Source organism: Thalassococcus arenae, from assembly GCF_019104745.1.
GTDB lineage: Bacteria > Pseudomonadota > Alphaproteobacteria > Rhodobacterales > Rhodobacteraceae > Thalassococcus_B > Thalassococcus_B arenae.
Genome location: NZ_JAHRWL010000002.1, coordinates 421,015 through 439,955, shown reverse-complemented (window position 1 = coordinate 439,955; position 18,941 = coordinate 421,015). Strand labels below are relative to the sequence as shown.

At 63.0% G+C, this 18,941-nt stretch carries 11 protein-coding genes; 5 read left to right on the top strand and 6 right to left on the bottom strand.

What is annotated here, in order from left to right:
• Window positions 1-8,642, bottom strand: an 8,642-nt coding sequence (locus KUH32_RS13445) for a calcium-binding protein (RefSeq protein WP_284438342.1), incomplete at its 3' end; no start/stop codon positions are given.
• A 57-nt stretch (window positions 8,643-8,699) separates the two neighbouring features.
• Between KUH32_RS13445 and KUH32_RS18500 the strand changes: the two genes are divergently transcribed.
• Entirely contained in the window at window positions 8,700-9,380 is a 681-nt protein-coding gene (locus KUH32_RS18500) for a hypothetical protein (RefSeq protein ID WP_254899167.1), read from the top strand.
• 17 nt (window positions 9,381-9,397) lie between these two features.
• Here KUH32_RS18500 and KUH32_RS13440 read toward each other — a convergent pair whose 3' ends face one another.
• Both KUH32_RS13440 and KUH32_RS13435 read right to left on the bottom strand, forming a co-directional pair.
• On the bottom strand, window positions 9,398-10,084 hold the full coding sequence (locus KUH32_RS13440) for an imm11 family protein (protein ID WP_217779139.1): 687 nt from the start codon (window positions 10,082-10,084) through the stop codon (window positions 9,398-9,400).
• Window positions 10,085-10,087: 3 nt separating this feature from the next.
• Window positions 10,088-10,615, bottom strand: a complete 528-nt coding sequence (locus KUH32_RS13435) for a toxin-activating lysine-acyltransferase (protein ID WP_217779138.1) — start codon at window positions 10,613-10,615, stop codon at window positions 10,088-10,090.
• Window positions 10,616-11,002: 387 nt separating this feature from the next.
• Between KUH32_RS13435 and KUH32_RS13430 the strand changes: the two genes are divergently transcribed.
• The 3 genes from KUH32_RS13430 (at window position 11,003) to KUH32_RS13420 (ending at window position 13,928) form a co-directional block, all read left to right on the top strand.
• Entirely contained in the window at window positions 11,003-11,332 is a 330-nt protein-coding gene (locus tag KUH32_RS13430; protein WP_217779137.1) for an SMR family transporter, read from the top strand.
• 63 nt (window positions 11,333-11,395) lie between these two features.
• Entirely contained in the window at window positions 11,396-13,213 is a 1,818-nt protein-coding gene (gene typA / locus KUH32_RS13425; RefSeq protein WP_217779136.1) for a translational GTPase TypA, read from the top strand.
• Between the two features lie 52 nt (window positions 13,214-13,265).
• Window positions 13,266-13,928, top strand: coding sequence for a DUF6639 family protein (locus KUH32_RS13420; protein ID WP_217779135.1), 663 nt, complete (start codon window positions 13,266-13,268; stop codon window positions 13,926-13,928).
• 4 nt (window positions 13,929-13,932) lie between these two features.
• On the opposite strand, the gene KUH32_RS13415 is transcribed toward KUH32_RS13420, so the two are convergent.
• The 3 genes from KUH32_RS13415 to recA form a co-directional block, all read right to left on the bottom strand.
• Complete coding sequence (locus KUH32_RS13415) at window positions 13,933-14,220, bottom strand: DUF1330 domain-containing protein (RefSeq protein WP_217779134.1); 288 nt, start codon at window positions 14,218-14,220, stop codon at window positions 13,933-13,935.
• Between the two features lies 1 nt (window position 14,221).
• Window positions 14,222-16,897 (bottom strand): alanine--tRNA ligase, encoded by a 2,676-nt coding sequence (alaS, locus tag KUH32_RS13410; RefSeq protein WP_217779133.1) that lies wholly within the window; start codon window positions 16,895-16,897, stop codon window positions 14,222-14,224.
• A gap of 181 nt (window positions 16,898-17,078) precedes the next feature.
• Window positions 17,079-18,155, bottom strand: a complete 1,077-nt coding sequence (gene recA / locus KUH32_RS13405; RefSeq protein ID WP_217779132.1) for a recombinase RecA — start codon at window positions 18,153-18,155, stop codon at window positions 17,079-17,081.
• A 182-nt stretch (window positions 18,156-18,337) separates the two neighbouring features.
• On the opposite strand from recA, the gene KUH32_RS13400 reads away from it, so the two are divergent.
• Window positions 18,338-18,934, top strand: coding sequence for a gamma-glutamyl kinase (locus KUH32_RS13400; RefSeq protein WP_217779131.1), 597 nt, complete (start codon window positions 18,338-18,340; stop codon window positions 18,932-18,934).
• Window positions 18,935-18,941 lie beyond the last annotated feature (7 nt).

The window sequence follows — 18,941 nt, the reverse complement described above, 5'->3', positions numbered from 1 at the left end:
GTCACCTCGGTCGAGGCGACGTCGAGGAAGTCCAGCCGGTCTTGCCGATAGCTGGAGCGATAATCGTGGTCGTAATCCTCGATGGTGTAGGACCCGTCGCCGCGGCTGTGGGTGTAGGCTTCGAACCAGAAGGTACCGGTGACGGTGCCCGAAGCCTTTTCGTCGGCCACGGCGCGCGCCGCCAGTCCTTCGATGTCGTAGACCACGCCGTCCGAGAAGGTGATCGTTTCGATGGACCGATAGGCGTTTTCGTCGAAATTGCCCTTGATCCGGACCACTTCGCCATTGTCGATGCGGATCACCGCATCGGTGCCGTCGCTTTCCACCGTCACCTCGGTCGAGGCGACGTCGGTGAAGGTCAAGGTGTCGGTCCGGTAACTCGCGCGGTAGTCGCTGTCGTAGTCATCGATCGTGTAGGACCCGTCGCCGCGAGCGTGCACATAGTCTTCATGCGCGATGGTGCCGTAGATCGTGCCGCCCGTGGCCTTTGCATGGGCGATGACCTGGTCCAGCACGTCGACATGTGACCAAGTCGAACCATCGGCGAATTCGATGGTCTCGATCCGGCCCACGCCGTTGGACGAAAACTGGCCAACAACGCGCACTTGCGCGTCACCGGGCAGATGCAGGATCAGGTCGTTGCCGCTGCGCTCGGCCTCGACCAGGCCGGCCGCCGCCTGCGTCAGACGCAAGCGATCGGCGTTGCCGGCGACATCGCTGTCGACGATGACATCGTTGCCATGGGCAAAGTCGACCACGTAAAGATCGTCGCCCTGCGCCCCTTGGAGGCGATCATCGCCTTCCTGCCCGTTCAACGTATCGGCATTGTCCGACCCCACGATGGTGTCGTCAAAGGGCGTGCCCTGCCCGATGCTGCGGGCAAAGAGATCGGCCTTGGTCCAGCGCGTGCCGTCCGAGAACGCCACTTCTTCGATGCCGCGGTCGGCGATCCAGCGCAGGGTGACCTGGTCGTTGGTACCGGAAAAGTTCAGAACGATCTCGTCGCGGCTTTGCTCGATGCGGGTAACGGTCACGTCTTCGGGGACGTAGCCGAACAGGAAAAGCACATCGGCGCTGCCGGAACTGTCGGCGATGACATCCCGCCCGTCGCCGCGGGTGAACGTGTAGGAATCGTTGCCCGCGCCGCCCTGGATGTCATCGTCGCCCAATCCGGCAAAGATCGCGTCATTGCCGTTGGTTCCGGTGACATAGTCGTTGCGATCACTGGTTTGCGCATCGACGAAGGCCTGCAGCAGATCGGGCAATTGCCATTCGATCCCGCCAGCCAGCTGGATCACCGGCCAGCTGCCGGCCAGCAGAACGTCCTTGAGCACCAGCTGGTCGCCGGTTTCCGGCGAGGTCAGCACCAGGTCGTTGCTGCTGGGCGCGGCGCGCAGCACCTTGAGTTCGGCGACCGAAAACTCGGTCATCACGATGGCAGCGGCGGCAGGCGCCGCAACGACCTTCACCGTGTCGATCCCAGACCCCTTGGCAAAGACCAGCTGCGTATCGGCGCCCATCGTGATGACGTCGGATCCGCGGCCCGGTGCGATCTCGGTCAATGCGTCGCTGTCGCGCGCGTCCAGAACGTTGTCGAAATCGTTGGCCTCGGCCAGCAGCAGTTCGGCGCGCAGCGCCGCAACGCCCAGTTCCGCGCCATCCGCGAAGACGAAGGTTTCGATCCATTTCGACTGGTCGCTCGATGCCGCACCCAGAACGGCCAGGATATCGCCGTTCTGGCTGAGCCGGATGATCAGATCGCCGTTCAGCACTTCAAAGCTGACATGCTCGCGTGTGACGCCATTGCCGAACTGGATGCGGTCGATGCCGCCGGTTTCGATGATCGCGTCGCGGCCGTCGCCAAAGCCGAAGCCATAGCTGTCGTTGCCCAGGCCACCGCGCAACTCGTCGGTGCCCTTGCCGCCGGCCAGCACGTCGTCGCGGTCGTCAAAGCCGATGATCTGGTCGGCGCCATCGGTGCCCAGCACCATCCGCCCCTTGAGGTCATCCAGCGTCAGGACGCGCCCGTCGGCGAAATGGAACTCCTCGACCGAGGTACCGCCCAGCCCGCCCGCGATGGTCAGCACGTCGGTCGCGTTGCCCAGATCGATGATCAGATCTTCGCCCACGCGGCGCAGCACGAGGTCTTCGACCGTGACCGCATCGCCGAAGATCACCCGGTCGATCACGCCGGCACTGTCGGCCTGTTCCTCGATCCGGTCGAAATCGTATTGCACGCCGAAGGCATAGGTGTCGGCCAGGTTGCCGCCGATCAGCGTGTCGTCGCCCTGCCGGCCGTCCAGCGTGTTTTCCTGGTCGGGCGTTCCGGTGATGACGTTGTCGCCCCGGTTGCCGCCGACGATCTGCAACAATTCCTCGACATCCGAGATGTGCCAGCTGGTGCCGTCGACGAAATCGAACCATTCGACGCCGTCGGTGATGTTGCGGAACTGGTTGCGCACGCGCAGCGTGTCGGTGCGGCCGTCGATGGTGATCAGCAGATCGTCCTGGTCGCGGCTGAACTGGACGTTGTCGATGCTGATGTCGTCGCCAAAGGCGATCCGGTCGTCGGTCTCGACCTCCTTGCCCTTGCGGCCGTCCCAGACGGTGCGTTTCTGCACGTCCTCGATGACGTCCTGGCCATAACCCACGTCGAAGCGATAGATGTCGCCGTCCGAACCGCCGATCAGCGTGTCGTCGCCGGCGCGGCCATCCAGCAATTCCGAAAAGTCGCTGCCGCGCAGCACTTCGGAGGCCGAAGTGCCGATGACGTCGACGTCTTCGGGGTTGAGATCGGTGTAAAGAACCGTGTCGAAGGTTTCCGACAGCCCGTCATTGTCGTCGAAGTCGAAATACTCGACGGCTCGCGCCTGGGCGTCCTCGCGCAGGTACTGACCTTTCAGCACAACCCGCGCCCCGGTCGACGCCACCTCGAAGATCAGGTCGACGCCGTCGCGCAGGATCTCGGTATCCTCGAAGGCGATGCCGTTCAGGCGCAGCCGGTCGCCGCCGCCGCCGGCATCGACGATGGTGTCGTTGCCGTAATCCGGACCGTAGACATAGATATCGCTGCCGCCGAACCCTTCGAGCCAGTCATCGCCGGCACCGCCATCGATCAGGTCGGAGGTCAGGAAGCCGTAGATCGTGTCGTCGCCATCGGTCTTGGCGGCATCCACGAAAGCCTGCAGCAGCTTGGTCCACGACCAGACCGTGCCGTCGCCGAACACGAACTGCTCGATCCGGTTGGTCCACATGAAGGTGATCGCCTGGTATTCCAGGAAATCCTTCAGGATGACGCCATCGTCGGTGTTCTCGACCCGCATCGTCAGCGTGTCGGACGGGCCTTCGCGTTCGAACACGAAATCGGTCCAGCGCAGATCGTCCTGGAATTTCAGGGTGTCGTCCGGTGCCCCGAACAGGCCCAGGCTTTCCACATCGGCATCGTGCAGGACGTCGAGCCCGTAATCCAGACCGTAGAGATAGGTATCGCCGCCGCCGCGCCCGGTCAGCAGGTCGTCGCCCGCGCCGCCGTCCAGCGTGTCGGTGGTGATGAAGCCGTAGATCGGGTCTTCGCCATCGGTCTTGGCGTTCTGAAGCACCCGCGCGGTCATGTCCTCGAAATCGATCGACGAGCCGTCCTCGAAGGTCAGCTGTTCGACGATCGACGGGCCGACGTAGTCGAAACGGAATTCGTCGTTCAGGCGCGACCCCGTGGCCTGGTCGAACATCCCGATGAACCCGTCGAGGTTCCAGCGCATGCCGCCGAACTGTTCCTCGATGGTGATCCGGTCGCCGGTCGGATTGCCGTCCTCGTCGACCACCACGATCACCAGGTCGGTGCTTTCGCCGGCGCGCGTCAGACGCACGTCCTCGGCGGTCAGGTCGCCCAGGAACATCAGGTTGTCAAAGCCGCCCTTGCGGAAATCGACGACCTCGGCCCCGGCCTCGCGTTCCCGAATGACGTCGACCCCGTCGCCGGGGCGGAAGATGTACATGTCGTCGCCGACGCCGCCGATCAGAACATCGTTGCCAAGCGCGCCGATCAGCACGTCGGTGTCGCCCGAACCCACGACCACGTCATCGGTGTCGCGGGGATCGGAAACCGCCATGGCGATCAGGAACGGATCCCAGACCGCGCCGTCGGAAAACACGATCGACGACATCTGCGTCTGCAGTTGCTTGTTGCCCTGGAACGGGTTCAGCTGGCCCAGGAAATGGTTCTTGACCGTCAGGGTGCCGCCAAGGTCGGGGCCGGTCAGGATCAGGTCCTGGCCTTCGCGCCGGGCGACCACATCCTTGGACGACAGGTAGCTGAAGCGCAGCTCGTCGCCGGCGGAAAGGTCGATATCCTCGATCGTATCGTTGCCGAAATCGGCCCCGACGAAATACACGTCGCCGCCGCGTCCGCCCTGGTAGATCTGGTCGCCGCCGGACAGGTAGATGAAGTCGCCCCGGCCGGTGCCCACGACCTCGGTCGCGTCCGCGGCATGGTCGATCAGCAGCGTCTCGTCCATGCGCAGGATGTTCATCACAGCGCGCAGGTCCAGATCGATGCCCACCTGTTCGAAAGCCGGAAGCACCATCTGCAGGATGAATTTCTGATCCACCCCGACCGCAGCACCGCCGATATTGTCGCTGCCATCGACGACGTAATCCGCCGTCACGTAGGACAGGATCTGGTTCCACTTGGTCAGATAATCGAAGGCCGCATCGTAACCCGCTGGTGCCGCTTCGAAAATCGCTTCGAACATCGGCGCAAGCTCGCGATCGGTCGCGCCGGTGAACTTGTTGGTTTCCGCATCGAACGCCAGATCACGGGCGAAGTCGCTCAGACCGCCTTGCAATGCCATCCGCACGGCGACACCGCGGCTGGTGGTGATCCAGCTATCCAGCATCAGATCAAGAAGAGAGATCATCTCCTTGATACCGCTGACATATTCCGTTTCGCTCAGGCTGATGTCGCCGCTGCCATCGACCGAGTAATCAATCACCCCGGTGGCGCTGTCGACACGCGCCGTCAGCATGGCGGGGCGGAAATCGATGCCTGCCGTCGTGGCGATGGCAAAGTTGAACTGGCCAGGCGTCAGCAGCTCGACCCGGAAATTCGACCCATCGGCCGAACCGACCTCGTCCAGCGTGTCGAAATCGACCTCGAAATTGCGCAGGTTGAAATCGCGTGCGTGGCCGTTCTTGTGCTGCAGTTCCAGCGCCCGGTCCAGATTGCGCGCCCAGACATAGAAATCGCCATCGCGGTCGGTGACCTGGACGGTATAGTCCACGGCCTGCTCGTCGATGATGTACAGCCCGATATGATCGACATCGAGATTGGCCAGCGGGCTGAACTGCAGGTCTTCGATCCGCCATTCCTGCCCGTCGGCAACCGCCTGCGCCACCAGGTCGGCGCGGGTCGGTGCAGCGATTTCAACCCCATCCGCGTCCAGCACCGGTGCGCCCGAGGCCAGCCGCCAGGAACCGTCGCCGTTCTGGATGCCATGGTCGACGACCACCACGCGGTCATCGACGATCTCGGCCAGGTAGGGCCGCGCTTCGCGTGCCTGCAGCGGTTCGCCGCGCGACGACGGCGAAAACGCCTGTTCCAGTGTCCAGGTTTCCGCCGTGCCTGCCGATTGCGCCAGCACGTCCTCCAGCGTCGGCCGCGTCAGCACGCCGCCCTGCCCATCCACGATGTCGGCGCCCGAGGCCAGCGTCCAGTATCCGCCCTGCGCGTCCTCGACAAAGACGCCGCGATCCAGCAGCTCTGTGCCGTTCGCGTCGGTCCGGGTCAGCACCGGCGTCAGTTCGCGCGACAGTTCGAGCGTCATGCCCCAGCGGCTCAGCGTCTCGGACGCCTGTTCGCGCAGGATTTTCAGGTCCGGCACCGTCATCAGGGCGGAATCCCGCGCCACGATCTCGGCCAGTTCGAAATCGTTGGATTGCGCCACCGACAGCGCCACGACATTGCCGACGCCGCGCATCTCGATCAGCCCGTCGCCCTTCAACCAATCGGCGATGCCGTTTTCGCCGCTGAAGCGGGTCAACATGTTGTTGACTTCGAACGCGGCGTCATAGGCCGTCGACACCAGCCCGCTGTCGAAATGCACGCGGATATAGTCGAACAGGGTCGTGCCCTGCGGTGTCGTCACGTCCAGCGGGTTGCGCGACAGCTCGATCGTCAGGATGCCCTTGTCGGCCAGCGAACTCAGCTCGCCCTCGTCGGTTTCGCCATCCTGGTCGAAATCCTGCCAGACCAGCAGGTCGGCATAGATCGCGTCGCTGGCGTCGATGACGCCGTCCTGGTTGGCATCGTACTGCGCCAATTCGTCGATGCCGGACACCCCCACATCGCCGAACAGCTCCGAGATATCGTCGATCTTGCCGTTGCCGTCGCGGTCCAGCGCCAGGAACCCGTCATCGCCCTTGAGCCAGCCGGTGCTTTCCTTGAAGAAATCGCCGTCCAGATCGAAATAGACCTTGGATTCGAGCCGCGACACGGTCTCGATCCCGTCGCCGTCCAGGTCGATGATCAGCGGATCCTCATGCGCTGCCCAACGCACGTTCTTGCCGATCTTGACGGCGGTGAAATAGGCCGTGAACAGCAGATCCAGCATGCTGAGCAATTGCAGACCCGCCGAGGCGACCCAACCGACGGTCGTGGTGCCCAGAACGTTGGCGATGGTCTTGAGCGCGATGAAGATCGCCGCGTTGGGCTGCTTGAACGACATCGACAGATCGCCGACCAGCCACAGGTTCCAGCCGAACAGGTGACCCGCGAAATTATCGTAGTTCTTGAACAGCATCGCGCCGATGGGCAAAGGCTCGCCATCCGGGCCGACAACCTCGTCGTTCTGCGGAAAGCCCGCGAACATCGCGAATTTCGACAGCGTCCAGGTCACCAGGTTGGTGACCAGCAATTCCTGTTCCTCGGGGCGGTGGCTGTAGACGATCCAGGGGATGAAGTTGTCGAAATAGATGCCGAAATAGCCGCCATCGCCGATCATGTTGATATCGCCGGCCAGTGCCCCACCCACCGACAGGCTGAGCCACAACGGCACCCCGGACGACCCGCCCACCAGCGGCACACCCATCAACGCCAGGTAATCCGACGTGCCGGGGTCCATCATCACGGTCCCGGAATAGTACCAGATCTTGTCCGAATTCTCGTAGGCACCCTGGTCGACGGGGGCTTCTTCCAGTTCCCCCTGAACGTTGATGGACTTCACCGTCGTCGTGTAGGTATCGCCGTAAATTATCCCGCCGGCCGACGTGTTGTAGATCCAGTCCCGACCTGGCCCGCCAATGGTGACCGCGCGCTCGCCGCCCCAGACAAACAACCAGTCATCGCCGTCTCCGCCGTCCAGCAAAAGCTGCATGTCGGTTTCGGCCTCGAGACGAATATCGTCACTCTCCAAACCTTGCAGCGGCGCTTCGCCGATCGGATCGCCCTGGTTCAGCGTCTTGGGCCGGTACCCCAGCAGGACATCATCACCATCACCGGCCCTGACCTCGCCATAGCCGACATGCAGGATGGCGTTGTCGAATTCATTGCCGACCAATTGCGCGGCATCCTGACCGACAAGCCAGGCGTCACCGTGTTCGCTCGATGCTTCGACCTCCGCGGAATAGGCCGCCTGCAGCAGGTTCGGCGGTCGGCTGATGCCGAACACATGTTCGGCGATGCTTTGAGAAAACTCCTGTAGCGCGTCCATCAATGTGTTGAGCTGAATGGCTTCCATGAACGCCAGCGCCCATTCGGCAAAGGCCTTTAGCCATCGGCGTGGTGCTGCGGAATCCTCGTCATAGGCTTCGACAACATCCCTGAAATAGTCCTCCAGACTGCCAAAGGCCCACAGACCGACAACAGCGGCGGCAGCCAAAGGCCCTCCGACGGCAGCAGCACCGATGGCAGCTCCGATAATCAGGCCGGTTTCAATTGCGGTTGCGGCCAGCCCGTAAGTGAAACTGTTGGCGAGAATGAACGCGTTGCGCGTAGCCCAACTGTCGAAGCTTTCGCCGGAATCCTTCGTCTCGGCCCGGAACTTGGTGTAGACCATTTCGACCGACAGGATGAGCGCCAACGGTGTCGGCTTGAGCCCCCGAAGACCCGACTTCGTGACACCATCCGACAGTTCCCAGACACCCGCCTGGTTTCTCGAGAAATCGAACACTTCCGGGTTGATGTCGTACAGCGTTGTCGCCGAAGTCCGCAACAACTCGGCCGACCGCGCCTCACCCAGCGTTTTTACACCATCCATCGACAGATACGTCGTGAGGTAGTCGAAGTTGTTCGGCAAATTGGGAAGCAATCCGACCGGTCGATACGCCCGAAGCAGGTCTTCGGTATGATCGATCAGCGCCAAACCGCGGTCGCTTTGTAGTTCGACGCCGATCCTCGCGATATCGTTTCCGAATGACGAAATGATCTTGTCACGGGCGATCAGTTCGGCTTGCCGACGGATTTCCAGATCCGGATCCGGCGTGTCGTACGTATTGGAAGGAATATCGTACAATCCGGTATCACGATTGACATGCAACCGGTCGTAAGACAGGTCCTGACCTGCGACACCCGCCCGGAACGACTCCACCCCATCCGTTGAATAGCTGCCCGGATTCGTCAGGTCCAACGTGCCCGCTATACGGTTCATGTTAAAGGATTCATTGGCACGCGCATTGTGCGCATCCGCGGAATCAATGACACCGGTTTGGACAAACCCATCCGCGTTGTTGAATATCAGCAGCGGCCTATCCGTCAGGCCCGCTTCGCGCACGCCGTCCGTCTGAATGGCCATGTGCAGAAACTTGTTCAGCCCCTGGTGTTCTCGCGCCATGAAACGCGAAGCGAAATCATCTGCTTGGCGTTCAGCGATTTCCACATCCGTACCGACAGAGAGCAGTCGGCTGAATTCCACGTCCCGCACGTCGGCGCCGCGCATTTTGATTTCATCTATTCGCGCTCTTACGAAGTCGTCGTATGCGCTGTGACTGCCATTGTGAGTGGCAACGTTCAGTCGCAACGCGTCAACCACGCGGGACGGGACGTAGGTTCCGTTCAGGTCGAAATCGTTGTGAACATAACGAAATTCACCCGCTGCATCCGAAGTGATGCTGGAAAAGTATGCTCCATACCGGTATTCAGGAAGCGTTCCATTGCCACCCGGTTCTGCACCCGATGCCTGAGTCAGTATATTTGTCGGCGTTGTATGGTTGCGCTGCCCGATCGCCACCCGCGACCCATTGTCTTCGGGCGAAAAGAAAAAATAGTGTTCCTCGGCTCCCGCGGAATACCCGTCTCTTATCGTTCGGAAAAACGGGTTTTGCGGAGCATTGGTGAAAGCGGGGTTGGCCGTCGGATCAAAATCGTTCACGGATCAATACTCCAATAACAGGCAATCAACAAACATTAGACTTCAGCCCATTCGGACTGAGCACGATATCCTGTAAGGCCTAGCGCCTTCATTTTTTCGAACAGCGAGTCACGAACAAACACGCAGTACCAATGGAATCGGTAGTCGTGCCAAACGGCCATATCCTGAATAACGTTTTTCCGGACTGCCAGTCTTTCGCGGGATTTCGGAATGCCATCTGCGACATATGTCCATGAATGGCGCCCGTCGGGTTCGCCGCTCACGGTTTCTAAACCACCAAACGACGCATCGATTGCATCGACTTTGCGATGGACATGCCAGACGTAATACCGTGCCGGGTAATCCGTTCCGTCGGCATTCTTGATCGCAATAGGGAAGAAGGTGAATCCATCACCCGCGGGTTCTTCGGACTCGATCGCGTCCTTCATGCGCTGACTGACCAATTTGCCTGTCACACTTTCATGTATGTAATCCGGCAGCTCGGTTCCTTTTTCGAGCCTCAGGCATTTCGGAACCATGCTTTCAGGGCGCTTCAACTCAAGCGTTCGACCCCAGAACGGTTGTTTTCCGGACTTGACGACCTCGATCAGATAGTCGCGTTCCTTCTTTTTCTTGTATTCAACGAAATCCAAAGACGCTTGCTTGTCGGCTTCGGTGCAAAAGTTCAACCAATACTTGTTGTAGTGTTTTCCACCCGAATCGATATCCAGTATCACCGCCACGGTTCAGCCATCCTCTTCTTTTCGGCTCCGCGCCCCCAGCTTCTGCAGCGTCTGCTCGTCCACCAGGCGCGGGATGATCGGGTGCAGGCGCAGTTCGCCCTGTTTGGCGACCTGGCCGAAGCCGGCGATCACACGGGCCGTTGATTTCTGGTCTGGGGCGATGACGTCGAGCAGCCAGTTGATCTTGCCGCTGGTCCATTCGTCGGCCTTGAGACGGACCGGGAAAACCGCCGCCTTGATCTGTTCGCGGATCTTGCGGTCGACCTCTTCGGACACGCTGGCCCAGATCGCGATACCCGCGAGATCGGCCATCGGGTTGTCATCGGCGTCGACCTGCTGGGCGATCGCGATCCGGTCGCGCAGCATCGGTTCGAGGATCAGGTGATTGAGATCGGCCAGCGTGTTGTGGCGGTAGCGCGGCAGCGCCATCATCGCCAGCGCGACCTTGCCGAAATTTTCGCGTACCTGATTGCGGACGGCCGCAATCTTATCCAGCACGTCCGGATCGATTCCGGCGTTCGTCTTGTCCATGGCCCATCCCACGTTTCGTTTTTTATTGGGCCCAAGACATACCGACCCCACCGCATCACTCCGTCTTTGCGACGGTTACTCAACGATCTGGGAAAACAGTCTATTCCACCCCTGATTGATCGCACGCTAGCCAATCGCCACCGGTCGGGCAAACGAAAAATCAACCGCAAACGCTTGACGAATTGAACTGTGGCAACATCTACCAATCTTGGCGTCGCTGCGTCGACAAACAGCGCGATCCGCCCTGATTGTCCGATCACGCAGAGGCCGCAGCGGGCCGGCGCAGCGCCCGTCGTCCCGCGCGCGGCCGCAACATCAACAGAGCGCCATGTCTTTCCCGCCCGGACGGATGGCCCTAGTCTGGCCACCGGACAATCGGAGCGCCCCATGCCCTACCTGATCCTCGCCTTTGCCGTTCTGGCTGAAACCATCGGAACGACGGCCTTGCAGGCCTCGCAGCAATTCTCGCGGCTGGGGCCTTCGGTCATCGTCGTCCTGGCCTACGCCGCCGCCTTCTACCTGCTTGCCCTCGCGCTGAAATTCATTCCCGTCGGCGTCGCCTACGCGATATGGTCCGGGCTTGGCATCGTGCTGATCGCGCTGATCGGGTTCGCCGTTTTCGGCCAGCGGCTGGACCTGCCCGCCATCGCCGGCATCGGGCTGATCATGGCCGGTATCGTCGTCATTCAGCTCTTTTCCGCATCGGCCGGTCACTAGGCGCTGGCCTTTCCGGCCACGCGCGGTTACGTCGCGCGCAAACCAACCGGAAAGGGCCCTGTCATGGACCTGCGCAACATCGCGATCATAGCCCACGTCGACCACGGCAAGACCACGCTTGTGGACGAATTGCTCAAGCAATCGGGCGCGTTCCGCGAAAACCAGGCGGTGGCCGAACGGGCGATGGACAGCAACGATCTCGAGCGCGAACGCGGCATCACGATTCTGGCCAAAGCGACTTCGGTCGAATGGAAAGGCACGCGGATCAACATCGTCGACACGCCCGGGCACGCCGATTTCGGCGGCGAGGTCGAACGCATCCTGTCGATGGTGGACGGCGTGGTGCTGCTGGTCGACGCCGCCGAAGGGCCGATGCCGCAGACCAAGTTCGTGACATCCAAGGCGCTGGCCCTTGGACTGCGCCCCATCGTGGTGCTGAACAAGGTCGACAAGCCCGACGCCGAGCCCGACCGCGCGCTTGACGAATGCTTTGACCTGTTCGCCGCGCTGGATGCCGACGAGGACCAGCTGGATTTCCCGCATCTCTACGCCTCGGGGCGCTCCGGCTGGGCCGATACGGCACTGGACGGCCCGCGCAAGAACCTCGACGCGCTGTTCAAGCTGATCGTCAACCACGTGCCCGCGCCCAAGCAGATCAAGCATGCGGACGAGGATTTCCGCATGCTGGCGACCACGCTGGGCGCCGATCCCTTTGTCGGGCGCATCCTGACCGGACGGGTCGAATCCGGCCGGCTGAAGGTGGGCCAGACCGTGCAGGCGCTGTCGCGCGTGGGCCAGAAGATCGAGCAGTTCCGCGTGACCCGCATCCAGGCCTTCCGCGGCCTGACGATGCAGGATATCGACGAGGCGCGCGCGGGCGACATCGTCTCGCTTGCCGGGATGGCCAAGGCCACCGTGGCCGACACGATCTGCGCGCTGGCGGTCGAAGAACCCCTGCCCGCCCTGCCCATCGACCCGCCGACGATCACCGTCACCTTCGGCATCAACGACAGCCCGCTGGCGGGCCGCGACGGCAAGAAGGTGCAGTCGCGCGTGATCCGCGAACGGCTCATGAAAGAGGCGGAATCGAACGTCGCGATCAAGGTCAAGGACACGCCGGGCGGCGAGGCCTTCGAGGTGTCGGGCCGCGGCGAATTGCAGATGGGCGTGCTGATCGAGAACATGCGCCGCGAAGGCTTCGAGCTGTCGATCTCGCGCCCGCAGGTCATCATGCGCGACACCGCCGACGGGCTGCTGGAACCGATCGAGGAAGCCACGATCGACGTCGACGACGACTATTCCGGCGCGGTGATCGAAAAGCTGACCGGCACCCGCAAGGGCGAGCTGGTGGAAATGCGCCCCGCCGGCACCGGCAAGACCCGCATCATCGCCCATGTGCCGTCGCGCGGGCTGATCGGCTATCACGGCGAGTTCCTGACCGACACCCGCGGTACGGGCGTGCTGAACCGCGTCTTCCACGGCTGGGCGCCGCACAAGGGCCCGATCCCCGGCCGCCGCGCCGGCGTGCTGATCTCGATGGAGAACGGCGAAGCCGTGGCCTATGCGCTTTGGAACCTCGAAGAGCGCGGCCGCATGTTCGTCGAGCCGCAGGAAAAGGTCTATACCGGCATGATCATCGGCGAGCATTCGCGCGACAACGATCTGGAAGTGAACCCGCTCAAGGGCAAGAAGCTGACCAACGTCCGTGCCAGCGGAACCGACGAGGCCGTGCGCCTGACCCCGGTCAGCCGGATGACGCTGGAACAGGCTATCGCCTATATCAACGACGACGAACTGGTCGAGGTGACGCCGAACGCGATCCGCCTGCGCAAGCGCTATCTGGATCCGCACGAACGCAAGCGGATGTCGAAAACCGCCTGATCCCTTCCGCTGGTGGCATTCCGCGACTAGGCTGGTGCCGGGAGGCAGGGCGTTGAGACGGCTACTGGCATTGAGCTTTGCGGGAATGGCGGGCGCGGTGATGGCGCAACCGCAGGCTTGCGACAACGGCATCGTGACGGCCGTGGCCGACGATCCCGCGTTGCGCACAGCGATCTGCACCGCGTCGGACCGGGGCTTGTCCGTGCTTCGGGATTGCGGTTTGCGGCAGCCCGAAACGCTGACGATCGCCGCGGTCGCGCAGGTCGACACGCCTTGCCTCGGGCTTTTCCATTGCGGTGAGCAGTTCGTCGAAGTCCTGACCCCCGGCGCCATGTCGGAATTGCGCGATAGCGAAGGCCTTTTCGCGCATCTGCCCGTCGAACGGTTGTTCGACAGCGTGGTCGCCCACGAACTTGCCCACAGCACGATGGATGGCGCGCCCTGTCCGTTCGACAACTGTATCGCCAGCCAGGAATACTTCGCCTATGCGGTGCAGATCGCCAGCCTGACCGAAACCGAACGCGCACCGATCGAGGCGCGTCTCGAACCCGACCAGAAAGTCAGCCGCGACAACATCAACGCGATGATCCTCTTCATGGCGCCGCATCGGTTCGGCGCCTATACTTGGGTGCACCTGACGCAACGCGATGGCATGTGCGCCTATCTGGGCCGGGTCCAATCGGGCGATCTGGTATTCGACCGCCCACACCCCTGACCGGTCACTCGGTGGTCTCGACCACCATCAATTCCCGCTCCGACGCGTCGCGCGCATGGTTCAGCGCCTGCTGGTATTCGGGCGAGTTGTAACACGCCACCGCCGCCTCGACGCTGGGAAAGCGGGCGACCACGTTGCGCGGACGCTCCTGCCCTTCCAACTGCACATAGCGCCCTCCGCGGGCGATGAAGGTGCCGCCATGCTTGGCGATGGCCGGGCCGGCCAGTTCGGCGTATTTGCCATAGGCCTCGGCATCGGTCACGGTGACATGGGCAATCCAGAGTGCCGGCATCCTATCCTCCCATCACGGTTTCTGCCGCCTTGATCGCGGCCTCGGCATTGGCCGCCGTGGCGCCGCCGCCCTGGGCCATGTCGGGCCGGCCACCGCCGCCCTTGCCGCCCAATTCGGCAACCGCCGCCTTGACCAGGTCGACCGCGGAAAGGGTGCCTGTCAGATCGTCGGTCACCCCCGCGGCCACTGCCGCCTTGCCGCCGGTATCGGCGATCAGCAGCACCGCGCCGGATCCCAGCCGCGCCTTGTGTTCGTCGATCAGCGGCGGCAAGTCCTTGCCCGACACCCCCGACAGCAGCTGGGCTACGAATTTCACGCCGTTCACCGACCGCGCCTCGACGCCGCCGCCCTGCCCGGTCCCGCCTGCCATGGCCAGGTCGCGGCGCAGCTGCGCCACCTCGTTGGCCAGCGCCTTGCGTTCGTCCAGCAGCGCCTTGACGCGGCCGGGCACATCCGTTGCCTGGGCCTTCAACTCCAGCGCCGCCTGCGCCAACAGGTGGTCCTGACGCGTCAGATAGCGCATCGCCTCGGCCCCGGTCAGCGCCTCGATCCGGCGCACACCGGCGCTGGAGGCACTGTCGCCCAGCGTCACGAAGGCGCCGATATCGCCGGTCTGGCGCACATGCGTGCCGCCGCAAAGCTCGATCGAATAGGTCTTGCCGTCGCTGCCCTTGCCCGACCCGGTCTGCGTGCCCATCGACACCACGCGCACCTCGTCGCCGTATTTCTCTCCGAACAGCGCCTGCGCGCCGATCCCGCGCGCGTCGTCCGGTGTCATGATCCGCGTCGTCACCGCGCTGTTCTGGCGGATATACGCGTTGACCTCGTCCTCGACGCGGCGCAGCTCGTCCAGGCTCAACGCCTTGTTGTGGCTGAAATCGAACCGCAGCCGGTCGGGCGCGTTCAGCGACCCGCGCTGCGCGACGTGGTCGCCAAGCGCATGGCGCAACGCCTCGTGCAGCAGATGCGTGGCCGAATGGTTGGCGCGGATCGCGCCGCGCCGGTCGTGATCGACCTCGAGCTGCAGCGCGTCGCCCTTGGCGAAGACGCCCCGCCGCACCGTGACCTGGTGCGCGATCACCTTGCCACCGCCCATCCGTTGGGTATCGGTAACGTCGGCTATGTCATCTTCGTCCTCCAGCCGCCGCAGCCAGCCGGTATCGCCCACCTGGCCGCCCGCCTCGCCGTAGAACGGTGTCTGGTTCAGCACGACCCAGCCGGTTTCGCCCTCGGCCAGCGTGTCCACCGCCGCACCATCGCGCACCAGCGTCAGCACCTGGCCCTCGGCGATCTCGGTGTCGTAGCCCAGGAAATCCGTGGCCCCGGCCTTTTCGGCGATGTCGAACCAGATCGCGGCGTCCGCAGCCTCGCCCGAGCCCGACCAGGCTGCGCGCGCCTTGGCCTTCTGGTCTTCCATCGCCGCGTCGAACCCGGCCTGGTCCACCTTGCGGCCGCGTTCGCGCAGCGCATCCTGGGTCAGGTCCAGCGGAAAGCCGTAGGTGTCATACAACTTGAACGCCGTCTCTCCCGGCAGCGTCGCCTCGTCGGGCAGCCCGTCCAGCGCTTCGTCCAGCAGTTTCAACCCGCGGTCCAGCGTCTGCTTGAAGCGCGTCTCCTCGCTCAGCAGCGTCTCGGTGATCAGCGCCTGCGCCCGTCCAAGCTCGGGATAGGCCGCCCCCATCTGGCGCACCAGGGCCGGCACCAGCCGATGCATCACCGGGTCCTTGGCGCCCAGCATATGCGCGTGCCGCATCGCCCGCCGCATGATCCGGCGCAAGACATAGCCACGCCCGTCATTGCTGGGCATCACACCGTCGGCGATCAGGAACGACGTCGATCGCAGGTGATCGGCGATCACCCGGTGATGGGTCTTGCCCGGCCCGTCCGGATCGGTCGAGGTCGCGTCGGCGCTGGCCTCGATCAGGCTGCGGATCAGGTCGGTGGCATAATTGTCGTTGGTGCCCTGCAACAGCGCCGCGACCCGTTCGATGCCCATGCCGGTGTCGATGGACTGCGCCGCCAGCTCGCGCCGGGTGCCATCCTCGAACTGCTCGTATTGCATGAAAACCAGGTTCCAGATCTCCACGAACCGGTCGCCATCCTCTTCCGGGCTTCCCGGAGGACCGCCCCAATACTTGTCGCCGTGGTCGTAGAAGATTTCGGTGCAGGGGCCGCACGGGCCCGTCGGGCCCATCATCCAGAAATTGTCGTTCGTGGCGATGCGGATGATCCGGTCTTCGGGCACGCCGACCCTCTTCCAGATTTCCGCCGCCTCGTCGTCGGTGTGATAGACCGTGACCAGCAGCCGCTTGGCATCGATACCCAGGTTCCTGGTCACAAGCTCCCAGGCAAAGGGGATCGCCTCGGACTTGAAATAATCGCCAAAGCTGAAATTCCCCAGCATTTCAAAGAAGGTATGGTGCCGCGCCGTATAGCCGACATTGTCCAGATCGTTGTGCTTGCCCCCGGCGCGAACGCATTTCTGCGCCGTGGTCGCGCGTTTGTAGTCGCGCGTCTCGACCCCGGTGAACAGGTTCTTGAACTGCACCATCCCGGAATTGGCGAACATCAGGGTGGGGTCGTTGCGCGGCACAAGCGGGCTCGAGGCCACGATCTCGTGACCCTGCTTCTCGAAATAGTTCAGAAAGGTCGACCGGATGTCGTTCAGCGTGGGCATGGCGGGGCCTTGATTGAAGATGTCCGCGCAGATGTATCCCCGCGCTCCGGCGCTGTCCACAGCCCCAAAAGCCGAAACGAAAGCGGGGCGCCGCGTCCGACGCCCCGCTCCCGGAGTATTCTCGGCCTTCCGTCGAAGACCGGGGGGTTTCTGCAGTCCCCGTCTGCGACCGTTCGGGGCCTCAGGCCTCCATCACGTCGGTATCGTCCTCGTCCGTGGCGCCCATGTCGAAATCCAGTCCATGCGCGGCGCGGATCTTGTCCTCGATTTCCAGCGCCACTGCCTTGTTTTCCTTCAGGAACGTCTTGGCGTTCTCGCGGCCCTGGCCGATCCGTTCGTCGCCGTAGGAATACCAGGCACCGGATTTCTCGACCACGCCGGCCTTGACGCCCAGGTCGATCAGCTCGCCGGTCTTCGAAATGCCCTCGCCATACATGATGTCGAATTCGACCTGCTTGAAGGGCGGCGCGACCTTGTTCTTGACGACCTTGACGCGGGTCTGGTTGCCTACCACCTCGTCGCGGTCCTTGACCGATCCGATGCGGCGGATATCCAGCCGAACCGACGAGTAGAATTTCAGCGCGTTGCCGCCAGTCGTGGTCTCGGGGCTGCCGAACATCACGCCGATCTTCATGCGGATCTGGTTGATGAAGATGACCATGCAATTCGACCGCGCGATCGAACCGGTCAGCTTGCGCATCGCCTGGCTCATCAGGCGGGCATGCACGCCGACGCTGCTGTCGCCCATATCGCCTTCAAGCTCGGATTTCGGCGTCAGCGCCGCGACCGAATCGACCACCACCAGGCTGACCGCGCCCGAGCGCACCAGCGTGTCGGTGATCTCCAGTGCCTGTTCGCCGGTGTCGGGTTGGCTGATCAGCAATTCGTCCAGGTCGACGCCGAGCTTGCGGGCATATTGCGGGTCGAGCGCGTGTTCGGCGTCGACAAAGGCGCAGACGCCGCCCTTTTTCTGTTCCTCGGCCACCACGTGCAGCGTCAGCGTCGTCTTGCCCGAGCTTTCCGGGCCGTAGATCTCGACGATCCGGCCCTTGGGCAGCCCGCCGATGCCAAGCGCGATGTCGAGCCCCAGCGAGCCTGTCGAGGTCGACTCGATATCCTTCAGGGCGTTGTCGCCGCCCAGTTTCATGATCGATCCCTTGCCGAACTGCCGTTCGATCTGGGCCAGGGCGCTGTCTAGCGCCTTCTGCTTGTCCGCGTTGCGCTTGCTGTCCATTGCCAGGAGATCTGCCGTTGCCATTCTGGTTTTCCCTATCGCCGTTATTCCACACCCGTTTCCGGGCGGCAATCGCTGCTTCGTTCACCTCTTGTTCCCATCGCTTATGAGATCAAAAAGAGAACATTTCAAGTCAATTCTTTCCTTTCCTACCTTGCCTCCCGATGGTTAAAGGAAAATTGACGCGCGGCTGATCGGGGGAAGAGATGCTGGTTTTCTGGAAGGCACGGCTGGTCTTGCTGTCCGTGCCCAAGACCGGCACCACCGCCTACCAGGCGGCTCTGGCGCCGCATGCGTCGCTGGTTGTCTCGGACCCGCCCGAGCTGAAACACGCGCCGGTCTACCGCTACAACCGCTTCTTCCGGCCGATGTTCGAAAAGGTCGGCGCGCCGGACATGGCGTTGATGGCCGTCGTGCGCGAACCGGTGGACTGGCTGGGATCATGGTACCGCTACCGCCAGCGCCCCTTCCTCGACGGCAAGCCGGCCTCGACCGCGGGCATCAGCTTCGACGATTTCGTCGACGCCTACTCCACCGGCGATCCGCCGGCCTTCGCCAATGTGGGCAGCCAGGCCAAATTCGTCGAACCGCGTCCCAACGGCGTCTCGGTCACACACCTGTTCCGCTACGAGGATCAGGACCGGATCCGCGGGTTCCTGTCCGACCGGCTCGGTGTCGCGCTGGATCTGCCGCAGCGCAACGTCTCGCCCCGGGCTACGCTGGAGCTCAGCCCCGGGGTCGAGGCCAAGTTGCACCGCAAATGCGCCGCGGATTTCGCGTTGTGGGACAGCGCCGGAGCCTGAGAGCCTG